General features: G+C 72.2%; 13 protein-coding genes. 6 read left to right on the top strand and 7 right to left on the bottom strand.

From position 1 onward, the window contains the following. The first annotated feature begins 228 nt into the window (after window positions 1-228). Both OG866_RS31065 and OG866_RS31060 read left to right on the top strand, forming a co-directional pair. Complete coding sequence (locus OG866_RS31065) at window positions 229-990, top strand: MerR family transcriptional regulator (RefSeq protein WP_329339803.1); 762 nt, start codon at window positions 229-231, stop codon at window positions 988-990. Continuing rightward, window positions 987-1,592, top strand: coding sequence for a hypothetical protein (locus OG866_RS31060; protein WP_329339801.1), 606 nt, complete (start codon window positions 987-989; stop codon window positions 1,590-1,592). The genes OG866_RS31065 and OG866_RS31060 overlap by 4 nt, the downstream gene beginning before the upstream one ends. On the opposite strand, the gene OG866_RS31055 is transcribed toward OG866_RS31060, so the two are convergent. After that, window positions 1,540-2,970, bottom strand: a complete 1,431-nt coding sequence (locus OG866_RS31055) for an RNB domain-containing ribonuclease (protein WP_329339800.1) — start codon at window positions 2,968-2,970, stop codon at window positions 1,540-1,542. The two genes, OG866_RS31060 and OG866_RS31055, sit on opposite strands and share 53 nt — an antisense overlap. Window positions 2,971-3,035: 65 nt before the next feature. On the opposite strand from OG866_RS31055, the gene yaaA reads away from it, so the two are divergent. Both yaaA and OG866_RS31045 read left to right on the top strand, forming a co-directional pair. Continuing rightward, on the top strand, window positions 3,036-3,818 hold the full coding sequence (yaaA, locus tag OG866_RS31050) for a peroxide stress protein YaaA (RefSeq protein ID WP_329339798.1): 783 nt from the start codon (window positions 3,036-3,038) through the stop codon (window positions 3,816-3,818). A 72-nt stretch (window positions 3,819-3,890) separates the two neighbouring features. Beyond that, window positions 3,891-4,532, top strand: coding sequence for a bifunctional 4-hydroxy-2-oxoglutarate aldolase/2-dehydro-3-deoxy-phosphogluconate aldolase (locus OG866_RS31045; RefSeq protein WP_329339796.1), 642 nt, complete (start codon window positions 3,891-3,893; stop codon window positions 4,530-4,532). On the opposite strand, the gene OG866_RS31040 is transcribed toward OG866_RS31045, so the two are convergent. From OG866_RS31040 to OG866_RS31030, 3 genes are read right to left on the bottom strand one after another with little or no spacing between them, the layout of a single operon-like run. Then, complete coding sequence (locus OG866_RS31040) at window positions 4,504-5,994, bottom strand: bifunctional RNase H/acid phosphatase (protein WP_329339795.1); 1,491 nt, start codon at window positions 5,992-5,994, stop codon at window positions 4,504-4,506. The two genes, OG866_RS31045 and OG866_RS31040, sit on opposite strands and share 29 nt — an antisense overlap. Window positions 5,995-6,006: 12 nt before the next feature. Beyond that, a complete protein-coding gene (locus tag OG866_RS31035; protein WP_329344391.1) occupies window positions 6,007-6,750 on the bottom strand; it encodes a zinc ribbon domain-containing protein in 744 nt (247 codons plus the stop codon). Continuing rightward, window positions 6,747-7,625, bottom strand: coding sequence for a Nif3-like dinuclear metal center hexameric protein (locus OG866_RS31030; protein ID WP_329339794.1), 879 nt, complete (start codon window positions 7,623-7,625; stop codon window positions 6,747-6,749). Before OG866_RS31030 ends, OG866_RS31035 begins: the two co-directional genes overlap by 4 nt. 187 nt (window positions 7,626-7,812) lie before the next feature. Between OG866_RS31030 and OG866_RS31025 the strand changes: the two genes are divergently transcribed. Together OG866_RS31025 and OG866_RS31020 are read left to right on the top strand one after the other, a co-directional pair. Next, complete coding sequence (locus OG866_RS31025; RefSeq protein WP_329339792.1) at window positions 7,813-9,069, top strand: hypothetical protein; 1,257 nt, start codon at window positions 7,813-7,815, stop codon at window positions 9,067-9,069. A 96-nt stretch (window positions 9,070-9,165) separates the two neighbouring features. Beyond that, window positions 9,166-9,330 (top strand): hypothetical protein, encoded by a 165-nt coding sequence (locus OG866_RS31020; RefSeq protein WP_329339791.1) that lies wholly within the window; start codon window positions 9,166-9,168, stop codon window positions 9,328-9,330. 60 nt (window positions 9,331-9,390) lie between these two features. Here OG866_RS31020 and OG866_RS31015 read toward each other — a convergent pair whose 3' ends face one another. The 3 genes from OG866_RS31015 to OG866_RS31005 are packed head-to-tail and all read right to left on the bottom strand — an operon-like array spanning window position 9,391 to window position 12,322. Next, window positions 9,391-10,329: a 3-oxoacyl-ACP reductase gene (locus tag OG866_RS31015; RefSeq protein WP_329339790.1), complete on the bottom strand. Its 939-nt coding sequence runs from the start codon at window positions 10,327-10,329 to the stop codon at window positions 9,391-9,393. Between the two features lie 11 nt (window positions 10,330-10,340). After that, window positions 10,341-11,417, bottom strand: a complete 1,077-nt coding sequence (locus OG866_RS31010; protein ID WP_329339788.1) for a Zn-dependent alcohol dehydrogenase — start codon at window positions 11,415-11,417, stop codon at window positions 10,341-10,343. 29 nt (window positions 11,418-11,446) lie between these two features. Beyond that, on the bottom strand, window positions 11,447-12,322 hold the full coding sequence (locus OG866_RS31005) for a MaoC/PaaZ C-terminal domain-containing protein (protein WP_329339787.1): 876 nt from the start codon (window positions 12,320-12,322) through the stop codon (window positions 11,447-11,449). Window positions 12,323-12,480 lie beyond the last annotated feature (158 nt).

Below are 12,480 nucleotides of genomic sequence, written 5' to 3'. Positions count from 1 at the left end.
CAGCGGCGTTTGATCTCGCGGTCCGTCTGCGGCTTGCGGGCGGTCACTTCCAGCACCATGGCGACCCGCTCCAACGGCGTCACCACGAATTCTGCCACGGCCACCAGGCGACAACCCTTCGACCGGCGCCAGGGCGGACAGGGCGGAACCGCCAGGGATCACCCGTTCGAGACAGGCACCGAGCCCGGCCCTTGACCCTCACGCGACGTCAACGTCTCTACTGATCCCATGCGGATCGGAGAACTCGCCGCCGCCGTCGGCGTCACCACGCGGACCGTGCGGCACTACCACCATCAGGGGCTGCTGCCGGAGCCGGAGCGGCTGAGCAACGGGTACCGGGACTACACGCTGCGGCACGCCGTCGTGCTCGCGCGGATCCGGCGGCTCACCGAACTGGGCCTCGGGCTGGCCGAGGTGCGGGACGCGCTGGCCGATGACACGAAGAAGGACCTCGCCGAGATCCTTCAGGAGCTGGACGCCGATCTCGCCCGGCAGGAGGCGGCCATCCATGTGCGGCGCATGCGGCTGCGGGCGCTGCTCGACGCGGGCGAACTGCCCGCCGAGGGGCCCGTCTCCCCCGAACTGGCCTCGCTGTTCCGGGACATGGCGCCGCTCGCCGACTCCCCCATGGCGGTCAAGGACCGTGAGGTGCTCGCGCTGATCGAGACCGCCGCCGCACCCGAGCAGCGGGAGCGGATGATCACCGCCGTCGCCTCCGCGCTGGCTTCCCCGCAGGACGTGGCCCGGGCGAACGAGGCGTACGCGCTGCTCGACGCCCTCGCCGACGCCGAACCGGACGACCCCCGGGTCGAGGAGGCGGCCCGTACGCTCGCCGCCCTCATCCCGCCCGAACTGCTCCCCGCCACGGAATCCGCCAACGACCTCGAACACCAGGAACACGGCTTCCTGCGCGCCTTCTACGCCGACTTCGCCCCGGCCCAGGCGGAGGCCATCCGCCGCGCTCTGCGCCTCCACACGGGGGACACATGAGAACGGCCTTCGCCCTCGTCCGGCACGAGGTGCGGCTGTTCGTCAGCCTCGCCCTCTGGGTCGCCCGGCGAACACATCGGACCGGCCGCGGCCAGGACTTCCCCTACGCCCGCGGGGAAGGACCCATGATGTTCGGGCTCGCGTTCGTCTGCGTCATCGAGTCGCTGACGATGGCCGTGCTGCTGCGGGACCACCCGGTCGTGCACCGGGCCGTGTTGGCGCTCGACGTCTACACGGTCGTCCTCGTCGTCGGGGTGCACGCGGCGAACGTCGTACGGCCGCACGTGCTGGCCGACGACGAACTGCGCGTCCGCCGTGCCGCACACGTCGACCTGCGGATACCGCTCCACCACATCGCCGCCGTACGACGTGAGTTGCGCACCACCCACCAGCGTGCCGACGGCGAACTCGACCTCGCCATGGGGGCGCGGACCACCGTCACCCTCGAACTGGCCCGGCCCGTCGATCACTTCACCGTCCTCGGGCGGCGCAGGCCCGTCCACCTCGTCCGCCTCCACGCCGACGAACCCGGCGATCTCGTCAGCGCGATCACGCGGGCACGAAACGCACCTTCGCCGAGCGAGCGAGATCTGCCTGTGTGAGGCGGACCCGCAGCCGTTCCCCCAGGGGCAACGGCTCCGGGCTCTCGACCTTGCCGATCACCGCCGGGGACTCCAACTGCACCACCCCCACCGTCGGCCGGCGCTCCTCCACCTCCACCACGCACCCGTCGAAGACCTCCCCCACCCGGTCCTTCAGCAGCGCCGCCTCCACGATGTCGACGCACTCCCGCTCGACCGTGCCCGCCCGCCTGCCCCCCTCGGCCATCTCGTGCGGCAACTCGTCAAAAGCGGCCAGCACCCAGTCCGGCACCGCCTCCCCCGCCACCGCCGCCAGACAGATCTCCGACGCGTACCGGTCGGCGAGGCGGCGGAGCGGGGCCGTGCAGTGGGCGTACGGGGCTGCCACCGCCGAGTGGGTGGCAAGAGTCGGCACGTTTCCGTCCCGGAAGACCGTGTAACCCGCCCCGCGCAGCAACGTCGTGCACTCCTGCAAAAACGCCGCGTGATGCGGGACGGCCGGGTCCAACGACCGCACCAGCGCCGCGTACGACACATGGTGCGGCCAGTCGATGTGCAGGGCGTGGGCCGTGCGGCGCAGGCGGCCGACCGCGCCGTCGGGAGCGGCGGGGAGCGTGCGGAGTACGCCGGTGCCGTGCGCGAGCATCAGGTCGGCCGCGGCCATACCCGTCAGCAGGGAGATCTGGGCGTTCCAGCCGTCCGCGGGGAGCGGGGCGCGGTACGTCAGCTCATAGCCCCCGTCCCGCTCGACGATCTCCTGCTCGGGGACGTTCAGGGAGATGCCGCCCCGGGCCACCTCCAGCTCCTCCCGCAGCCGGCCGATCACCTTCAGCAGGGCCAGTGGCTCCTCCGCGGTGCCCCCGTCGATCTCCTTCTGTACGCCCTCGTAGTCCAGCTTGGCCCGGCTGCGGACCAGGGCCCGGCGGACGTCGACGGCCTCCGTCCGGCCCTCCGCGTCGAGGTCGATCGTCCACAGGGCCGCGGGGCGCACCTGGTCCGGGAGCAGGCTGGCCGCGCCCTCGCTCAGCTGGGGCGGGTGCAGGGGGACCTTCTCGTCGGGGAAGTAGAGGGTCATCACCCGGCGGTGGGTCTCCTCGTCCAGGGCCGATCCGGGTACGACGAACGCGGCGACGTCGGCGATGGCGTACCGGACGCGGTAGCCGGTGCCCCGGCGGGCGAGGTGCATCGCCTGGTCGAGGTCGACGGACGTGGGCGGGTCGATGGTGAACAGGGGGATGTCGGTGGCGTCGTACGCCGGGAGTACGGGGGGACGCGCGGCGTCGGCCAGCGCCTCGGGCGGATAGGCGTCCGACACTCCGAGTTTGGTGCGCAGTGCGGTGAGGGCGGCCCGGAGAGGGGCTTCGGGGGCGCCGGTCACGCTGATGTGGCGGCGAGGCATACAGCGAGGGTAAGCACATCGGGTCCCCGTACGCTGTCCGAAGCTCTACAGAAGGAGATCCGCCCGTGCTTGTCCTGCTGCCGCCGTCCGAAGGCAAGGCCGCCTCCGGTCGTGGCGCCCCGCTGAAGCTGGAGTCGTTGTCGCTGCCGGGGCTGACCGAGGCCCGGGGCGCTGTGCTCGGTGAGCTCGTCGAGCTGTGCGCCGGCGACGAGGAGAAGGCGCGCGAGGTGCTCGGGCTGAGCGAGGGGCTGCGGGGTGAAGTCGGGAAGAACGCGGAACTGCTGAGCGCCGGAGCGCGGCCCGCCGGGGAGATCTACACCGGCGTCCTCTACGACTCGCTCGGCCTCGCCTCTCTCGACACCGCCGCGAAGAGGCGGGCGGGGCGGCAACTGCTCGTGTTCTCCGGACTGTGGGGGGCCGTCGGGATCGCCGACAAGATCCCCTCGTACCGGTGCTCCATGGGCGTGAAGCTGCCGGGGCTCGGGGCGCTGGGGGCGCACTGGCGGGCGCCGATGGCCGAGGTCATGCCGGAGGCCGCGGGGGCGGGGCTGGTGCTCGATCTGCGGTCCTCCGCGTACGCCGCCGCCTGGAAGCCGAAGGGTGAGGTGGCCGGGCGGACGGCGAGCGTGCGGGTGCTGCACGCGCCGACGCGGAAGGTGGTCAGCCACTTCAACAAGGCGACCAAGGGGCGGATCGTACGGAGTCTGCTGTCGGCGGGCATCGCGCCGACGGGGCCCGCCGAGCTGGTGGAGGCGCTCCGGGACCTCGGGTACGTCGTGGAGGTCGAGCCGCCGAAGGGGGCCGGGAAGGCCTGGACGCTGGATGTGCTGGTGGACGAGATCCACTGAGCAGCCACTCCCGCGGTTGCATTCTCTGCAACGCTCGTTGCGTGCATCGCTCGCTCTGGGCACGATGAGCCCATGAGCGTGCTGGATCTCGCCCCCGTCGTGCCCGTCGTCGTCATCGAGGACGCCTCCGATGCCGTGCCGTTGGCGCGGGCGCTGGTAGCCGGAGGGCTGCCGGCGATCGAGGTGACTCTGCGGACGCCGGTCGCGCTGGATGCCGTACGGGCTATTGCGCGCGAAGTGCCGGAGGCCGTGGTCGGGACGGGCACCGTCGTGACGCCGGAGCAGGTGACGGAGTCGGTGGCGGCCGGGGCGCGGTTTCTGGTCAGCCCGGGCTGGACGGACGTACTCCTCGAAGCGATGCGGGCGTCCGGGGTGCCGTTCCTGCCGGGGGTGTCGACGGCGTCGGAGGTCGTGGCGCTGCTTGAGCGCGGGGTGCGGGAGATGAAGTTCTTCCCGGCGCAGGCCGCGGGCGGGACGGCGTATCTGAAGTCGCTCGCCGGGCCGTTGCCGCAGGCGCGGTTCTGCCCGACGGGCGGGATCGGGGCGGCGAACGCTCCCGAGTATCTGGCCCTGCCCAACGTCGGCTGTGTGGGCGGGACCTGGATGCTGCCCGCGGAGGCGATCGCCGCCCGGGACTGGGCGCGGGTCGAGGAACTCGCCCGCGCCGCGGCCGCACTCAAGAACCTCAGGGACGCAGGTGGGACGTGTCGTTGAAGAGGCGGACGCTGGCGTTGCCGTCGGCGTAGTACGCCACCGCGGAGAGCGAGGCGGCGCTCAGTTCCATGCGGAACAGGGACTCCGGCGGGGCTCCGAGGGCGAGGCGTACGAACGTCTTGATCGGCGTGACGTGCGTGACGAGCAGGACCGTACGGCCCGCGTACGCCGCGATCAGCTTGTCGCGGGTCGCGGCGATACGGGTGGCCGTCGCGGCGAAGCTCTCGCCGCCGCCGGTGGGTTCGGCGTCGGGGTCGGCGAGCCAGCGGTTGAGGTCGTCGGGGTAACGCTCCCGCACCTCGCCGAAGGTCAGTCCCTCCCACGCCCCGAAGTCGGTCTCCCGCAGCCCGTCCTCGACGGTCACGTCAAGGCCGAGGCGCTCCGCCACGGCCGCCGCGGTCTGCCGGGTACGGGCGAGGGGTGACGCCAGGATCTCCTGTACGGTGCCGCGCCGGGCCAGCGCCTCACCGACCAGCCGCGCCTGCTCCCGCCCCGCCTCGGACAGCGACGGATCGGTACCGCCACTCCCCGAGAACCGCTTCTGCGGAGTCAACGGCGTCTCCCCGTGCCGCAACAGCACGAAGGTGGCCGGCGCCCCCATGTCGGCCGGCGCCCAACCAGAGCCGGCGACACTCCGAGCGGCACGCACATCAGCGTCAGCCTTGGCAGCTCCGCCGCCCAGAGACTCCGCCGCTCCGCGGCGGGAAGACCGAGCAGAGGAAGAGGGCGAGGAAGAAGGCGAGGAAGAAGAAGAGGGCGAGGCGACGGGATCCGCCAGCGGGAGGGCGGAAGCGGAGGAGGGCGGCGCCGAAGCAGAGGGACCCGGGGCCGCAAAAACAGCCGCTGGGGGACCCGGAGTCGCAGGAGCAGCCGCCGAGGGACCCGGAGTCGCCGGAGTGGAAGTGGCTCGAACCGCTGAAACGGAGGCCGCGGCCAGCGCCGCACGTGCCCGTGCCGCGCCCGCGGCCGCGTCGCCGGGCGGGCCCGACACCTCAGCCGCGCCGGCCTTCGCGACGAGTTCCGCCACCGACTCCGAAGCCGACCACCGCTCCCCCCGCGCCCCCGCGTCCATCGCCTCGTTCGCCAAGCGGTCCGCGTGCTTGTTGCGCTCACGCGGGATCCACTCGTAGGTGACCTGCTCCGCCGGGAACACCCGGGCCGCCTCCATCGCGAGCGGCTTCATGTCCGGGTGCTTGATCTTCCAGCGGCCCGACATCTGCTCGACGACGAGCTTGGAGTCCATGCGGACGTGCACGGACGCGGCGGGGTCGAGTTCGGCGGCGGCGCGCAGGCCCGCCACCAGCCCCCGGTACTCCGCCACGTTGTTCGTGGCGACCCCGATGGACTCGGCCCGCTCCGCCAGCGTCTCGCCGGTCGCCACGTCGATGACGACCGAGCCGTAGCCCGCCGGACCCGGGTTGCCCCGGGACCCGCCGTCCGCCTCGACGATGAACTCCCGCACGCGCAAGGCTCCTTACAGACCCGACTCGGCCGTGCGCACCAGGATGCGGCGGCAGTTCTCGCAGCGGACGACCGTGTCGGGCGCGGCCGACCGGATCTCGTTGATGTCCGTGATCGCCAGCTCCTGGCGGCAGCCCTGGCAGGTCCGCTGGTACAGCTTCGCCGCGCCGATGCCGCCCTGCTGCTCGCGCAGCTTCTCGTAGAGCTTGAGCAGGTCCGCGGGGATCGTGCCCGCGATGACCCCGCGCTCCTTGGTGACCGTCGCGACCTCGCCGTCGATGCCCTCGAACGCCGCCTCCCGGCGGGACGTCGCGTCGTCGATCTTGCCCTGCACGGCACCGACCCGCTCGGTCAGTTCGGCGACCCGCTCCTGCGCGGACTCACGGCGCTCCATGACCTCCAGGACGATGTCCTCCAGGTCCCCCTGGCGCTTGGCGAGGGAGGCGATCTCGCGCTGGAGGTTCTCCAGGTCCTTCGGGGACGTCACGGCGCCTGAGTCCAGGCGCTGCTGGTCGCGGACGGCGCGCTGGCGCACCTGGTCCACGTCCTGCTCGGCCTTGATCTGCTCGCGGGCGGTGTCGCTCTCCTCGGTCTGCGCGGCGACAAGGAGGTCACGCAACTGCGTGGCGTCCTTGGTCAGCGCCTCGATCTCGGCGTGCTCGGGCAGCGACCGGCGCTTGTGCGCGAGCTGCTGAAGGCGGACGTCGAGGGCCTGGACGTCGAGAAGACGGATCTGGTCGGCGGGCGCGGCGTTCAGTTGGGGGCTCCCAGGTCAGTAGGGGTGGTGGACGCCGCGTGGGCCGTCCAGGGGTCGGTGACCGTGCGGGACACATGGACCCTGAGGTCCCATCCCTCCCGGTCGGAGATCTCGTCGAGCTGGGCGGCGGCCAGCTCGCACCAGGGCCATTCGGTGGCCCAGTGCGCCGCGTCGAGCAGCGCGAGAGGACTGTGGGCGCGGGCTTCGGAGGCCGGGTGGTGGCGGAGGTCCGCGGTGAGGAAGGCGTCGACGCCGGCAGCTCGTACGACGTCGAAGAGGCTGTCGCCGGAGCCGCCGCTGACGGCGACCGTGCGGATCGTCGCTTCGGGGTCTCCGGCTACGCGGATGCCCTGCGCGGTGGCGGGGAGGCGCTCGGCGGCCCGCGCCGCGAACTCCTTCAGCGGCAGTGGATGGTCCAGTTCGCAGATCCGGCCCAGGCCCCGCCGGCCGCTCGGGTCGGTCGGGTCCGGCACGAGGGGTCGTACGACCCTGAGGTCCAGCGCGCCGGCGAGGGCGTCGGAGACACCCGGATCCGCGGTGTCCGCGTTGGTGTGGGCCACGTGCAGCGCGATGTCGTTCTTGATGAGGGTGTGGACGGCCCGGCCCTTGAAGTGGGTGGCCGCGACCGTCGTCGTACCGCGCAGATAGAGCGGGTGGTGGGTGACCAGCAGGTCGGCGCCCAGCTTCACCGCCTCGTCGACGATCTCCTGGACCGGGTCGACGGCGAACAGAACGCGCGTGACCTCCTGGTCGGGGTCGCCCACGACGGTGCCGACCGCGTCCCAGGACTCGGCCCGCTCGGCGGGCCAGAGGTTCTCCAGCGCGGCGACGATCTCCGAGAGACGGGGCGGGGAGACTTCAGACAGACGGGGCACGGGAAAAGGCTACCTGGCTGTTCTGTGCCCTTGTACCGGAGCGGGCCATCCTCGTCCCGTACAGCACAATCGCCCCGGTTTCCTCAGGCGAATCGTTCCTGGGCCACCCCTTTGTGTGAAGCGGTGGGCGCCTCGTCCCCCGTCTGTGCGTGCGAAAACTAACTTCGTGGCCGGAGGTGACCGAACGATGACGGCCTGTGCGATCGAGCCCACGGCGGCGGACGAGGACGGTACGCCGCAGGCTGGCTGCACGATCACCGCGGACGGCGCCTACGCCGCCCGCCTCACCCTGGACGGCGACTCCTGGTTCCCGGAGCGCTGGACGATGGACGGCCCGGAGCCCTACGCGGTGCCGCTGCCCGGCAACCAGCCGGAGGAGCCCGGCACCGAGGTACAGCCGATGGCCGACGGCCGGGTCCTGATCCGGCGGTTCGCGGACGGGCGGCACAACTTCTCGCTGCTCTACCCGACCGGCCCGGGCACCGGCGAGCTGCTCCTCGGCGCGGTCGAGTGCCCGGACGAGGGGACCCGGCTGTGGCTGCTGCCGCCGGCACCGGGCGGGGAGAAGGCGTACGCCCTCGCCGTGGGCCGGCGGACCAGCGCCGTGTGGCTCGTGGCGGGCGGCGCCTTCGGCCCGGAGCACCTCGCGGAGATCCCCGGGCGCTGCTCGGGCGGGGTGTGGCTGGACCGGACCGGGCGGATGCTGGCCCTGGACCGGGAGGTCGGCGGCTGCACCAAGGCGATCGTGGTGGACCTGGAGCGGGGCGGCGAGGTGTCACCGCTGCTCCAGATCGCGGCCGGCAGCGACGACCGGCTGCTGCTGGCCGACCCGGACAGCGGGCTGCTGCTCATCGCCTCCGACGCGCCCTCGCCCGGTCGGCCGCGGCTGGGCTGGGGGGTCATGGGCAGCACACTTCCGGTGCGCTTCCCGGAGAGCCTGCGGCTGCCGGAGTGCACGGTGACGCCGTTCGCCATCCAGCCGGGGCAGGTGCTGATGCCGGAGAGCTGCGCGGTGGCGCTGTGCATCGACGGGCCGCTGGGCAGCTGGGTCGGGGTGTGGCGGCCGGACGGACGGCAGGTGCACCATCTCGCGGCGCCCGTGGGGTGGTTGGCGGGCAGCGGGCTGTGGACGCGGGACGGGGTGCTGCGACTGCCGTACGCCACGGACGAAGTGCCGTGCGGGGTGGCGGAGTTGACGGCACCGGCGGAGACACGAAGAGCCATCGGGAACGGGGGAACCGCGGGGGACGCGGGCCCGGGGGATCCGGACAGGGGCGGGACGGCCGCCGGGGAGACGCCGGGTGCGGCGTCGGACTCGGGTACCGGCGGGCCGTCGGAGCCGGATCCCCCGGAGTCCGTGGTGGATGCCGGGCCCTCGGAGCCTGTCGCGGCGCGCCCGGTGCCGCTCGGGAAAGCGCCTCTGGGACGTCTTGTAACGAAGTAGTGCCGGTTGGCGTGGCCGCCTGGATTCGGCCCGTGGGGTGCCGGTTAAACTCGCCCGGCTGTTTGAAAGATCATGTTGACGGGGTGAGTTTTTCCGATGAGCGACGCACGCACGATCCAGCCGCCGCACACCGATTCCCAGGATGCCTCCGGTCACGGCAGGCACCGCGGTCAGGTCTCGGCTCAGGACGGCGATTCGGCCCCTCGCGGCCGGCACCGCAAGCCGGCCGACGAGACCGAGTCGGTGGCCCGCAGGGGCTGAGGACGCAGGACGTACGGCCCCGTTCACCGTCGCGGTGAGCGGGGCCGTTCTCTGTTCGCGCTACTCGCGTTTCAGCCCCAGCACTTCCACCGCCCCGAAGGTCTCCCCCTCCGGCCGTTCCGCGAAGTGCGGGGTGAGCAAGGCGTCGAGTTCGTCGTACGTGAACGTCTCCTGCTTGCTGTCGAACTTGGCCTGCACCCGGGGCCGTTCGACTACGGCGACCATCCCGCCGTGGACGACGAGCAGCTGTCCGTTGAGGCGGGCGGCGGCCGGTGCGGCCAAGTATCCGACGAGCGGGGCGACATGCTCGGGGGCGAGCGGGTCGAGCCGGTCCTCGGGGAGTTCGAAGCCCGCGAAGACGTCCTCGGTCATCCGGGTGCGGGCGCGCGGGCAGATGGCGTTGGCGGTGACGCCGTACTTGGCGAGGGCGAGCGCCGTGGAGGTGGTGAGCCCGACGATGCCGCCTTTCGCGGCGGCGTAGTTGGGCTGTCCGGCCGAGCCCGCGAGGAACGCCTCCGAGGAGGTGTTCACGATCCGCCCGTACACCCGCCCCCCGGCGTCCTTGGCCCGGGCGCGCCAGTGCGCGGCCGCGAAGTGGGTCGTGTTGAAGTGGCCCTTGAGGTGGACGCGGATGACGGCGTCCCACTCCCCCTCGCTCATCGAGAAGACCATGCGGTCGCGCAGGATGCCGGCGTTGTTGACGAGGATGTCGAGCTTGCCGAACTCGGAGACGGCCAACTCCACCAGTTCCTGCGCCTGTTGGAAGTCGGCGACATCCCCGGTGTGGGCGAGCGCCCTGCCGCCCGCCGTACGGATCTCGGCGGCGACCTCCTCGGCGGGGCCCGTGGAGGCCGCTCCGGAGCCGTCGCGCCCCGGTTGCCCGAAGTCGTTGACGACGACGGCGGCGCCGAGCCGGGCGAGTTCGAGCGCCTCGGCCCGGCCCAGTCCGCGTCCGGCGCCGGTGACGATCGCGGACAGCCCTTCGAGTGGCAGCGACACGGACACTCCCGTCAGATCTCGATGCACGTACGGAGCGCGGTGCCCGTGCGCATCTGGTCGAGGGCCTCGTTGATGTCGGCGAGCGGCACCCGGTGGGTGATGAGCCCCTCCAGGTCGATCCGGCCGGCCCGCCACAGTGCGATGGTCCGCTCGTAGGAGGTCAGGACGTCGCCGCCGCCGTACATGGACGGCAGGATGCGCTTCTCGTCGAAGAACAGCTCGAACATGTTGAGCTGGAGGAAGTCGTCCATGGCGCCCGCGCCGACGACGACCAGGGTGCCGCCGCGCCGGGTGTTCTCGTAGGCCGTGCGGGCGGTGGCGGACTTGCCGACGACCTCGAAGACGTAGTCGAAGCCCTCGCCGCCGGTGACCTGTTGCTTGGCGTCGGCCAGCTCGTCGGGCGAAACGGCCTTGGTGGCACCGAACTTGAGGGCGGACTCGCGCCGGGAGGCGACGGGGTCGACGGCGACTATCTCGGCGGCGCCCTTGAGCCTGGCCCCCTGGATCGCGGAGATCCCGACGCCGCCGCAGCCGATGACGGCGACGGACGAACCGACCTCCACCTCAGCGGTGTTGAGGGCGGCGCCGAGTCCCGTGGTCACCCCGCAGCCGATGAGCGCGGCGATGTCGAAGGGCACGTCGTCCGGGATCGGCACCGCGCATCCGGCGTCGACGACGACCTCCTCGGCGAAGGTGCCGGTGCCGGCGAAGCCGAACAGATCGCCGCCGGGCCGCTTGAAGTTGGGCGTACCGGCGTTCATGAACCCGGCCAGACACAGCTCGGTCTGGCCGCGCTTGCAGGCGGGGCACGCCCCACAGGCGGGCAGCCAGCAGACCACGACCCGGTCTCCGGCCTTCACGTTCCGTACCCCCTCCCCGACTTCGATGATCTCGCCGGCGCCCTCGTGCCCCGGCACGAAGGGTGCGGGCTGCGGCAGTACGCCGCCCATCGCGGACAGGTCCGAGTGGCACAGCCCGGTGGCCCGTACCCGGATCCGCACCTTGCCCGGGCCGAAGCCCACCGCCTCGACGTCGTCGAGGACCTCCAGCTTGTCCTGGCCGATCTCGTGCAGTACGGCTGCGCGCATGGTGCGGCTCCCCTCAGATCATGCGGAGTTCAGGAGTGTGCGACGACGGTGTCGGCGAGGACGGGCGCGTCGTCCCGCTCGACGGCGCTGACGGCGACGCGGGTGGACGTGGGCGCGTGCCACATACGGATGCGCAGGGTCTCGCCCGGGTAGACGACCCCGGCGAACCGGGTGTCGTACGACCGCACCCGTGCCACGTCCCCGCCGAGCAGGGTGTCGACGACGGCCTTGAGTGCGATGCCGTAGGTGCACAGTCCGTGCAGGATGGGCCGTTCGAATCCGGCGACCTTGGCGAACTCGGGGTCGGCGTGCAGCGGGTTCCAGTCGCCGGAGAGCCGGTAGAGCAGCGCCTGGTCGGGGCGGACGGGCCGCTCGACGACTCGGTCGGGTTCGCCGGCGGGGGGTTCGAGGCGGGCGGACGGGCCGCGGTCGCCACCCCAGCCGCCTTCTCCCCGTACGAAGATCTGGGCGTCGTTGGTCCACAACGGGCCCTCGGTGTCCGCGACTTCGGTGCGCATGACCAGGACGGCCGCCTTGCCCTTGTCGTAGATCGCGGCGATCCGGCCGGTGGCGGTCGCGGTGCCGTCGACGGGGAGGGGGCGGTAGATCGTCAGCGACTGTCCGCCGTGCAGCACCCGGGCCAGGTCGACCTCGATGCCGGGCATGGACAGGCCGCTGATCACGCCGGGTGATCCGGAGCCGGCGACCGTGGCGAAGCTCGGCAGGACGTGGAGCCGGGACTCCAGGGTGTAGCGCAGTTCGTCGGGGTCGGTGGCGGGACTGCTCTTGTCGGGGTTGGCGCCCGCGCCGATGCCGAGGTGGTAGAGCTGCACGTCCTTGGAGTTCCAGGAGATCTCGCCGGAACGGGGTTCGGCGGCAAGGGCCTTGGCGGCGTCGATGGGCAAGGCGGCTCCCTCGGGTTCGGAGTCGGGCTCAGAGACCTCGGTGCGGACGTCCGCACCGTCGGCCGCACCGAGGTCGTCACGGGCCGATCTAGAACGCGTTCCAGTCCGGCGCCCCCTGTATAGCCGAGCCCACGGGAGTTGTGAAGACTCCTGACGGA

Origin of the sequence: Streptomyces sp. NBC_00663, from assembly GCF_036226885.1 — a bacterium.
GTDB lineage: Bacteria > Actinomycetota > Actinomycetes > Streptomycetales > Streptomycetaceae > Streptomyces.
This window is presented reverse-complemented; position numbering and strand designations above follow the sequence as displayed.

Excerpts from the sequence above, each read along its gene's own strand:
- OG866_RS31045 (WP_329339796.1), top strand. The coding sequence starts at position 3,891 with ATGAGCGTGCTGGATCTCGCCCCCGTCGTGCCCGTCGTCGTCATCGAG.
- OG866_RS31010 (WP_329339788.1), bottom strand. The coding sequence starts at position 11,417 with ATGCGCGCAGCCGTACTGCACGAGATCGGCCAGGACAAGCTGGAGGTC.
- OG866_RS31055 (WP_329339800.1), bottom strand. The coding sequence starts at position 2,970 with ATGCCTCGCCGCCACATCAGCGTGACCGGCGCCCCCGAAGCCCCTCTC.
- OG866_RS31020 (WP_329339791.1), top strand. The coding sequence starts at position 9,166 with ATGAGCGACGCACGCACGATCCAGCCGCCGCACACCGATTCCCAGGAT.
- OG866_RS31025 (WP_329339792.1), top strand. The coding sequence starts at position 7,813 with ATGACGGCCTGTGCGATCGAGCCCACGGCGGCGGACGAGGACGGTACG.
- OG866_RS31065 (WP_329339803.1), top strand. The coding sequence starts at position 229 with ATGCGGATCGGAGAACTCGCCGCCGCCGTCGGCGTCACCACGCGGACC.
- OG866_RS31060 (WP_329339801.1), top strand. The coding sequence starts at position 987 with ATGAGAACGGCCTTCGCCCTCGTCCGGCACGAGGTGCGGCTGTTCGTC.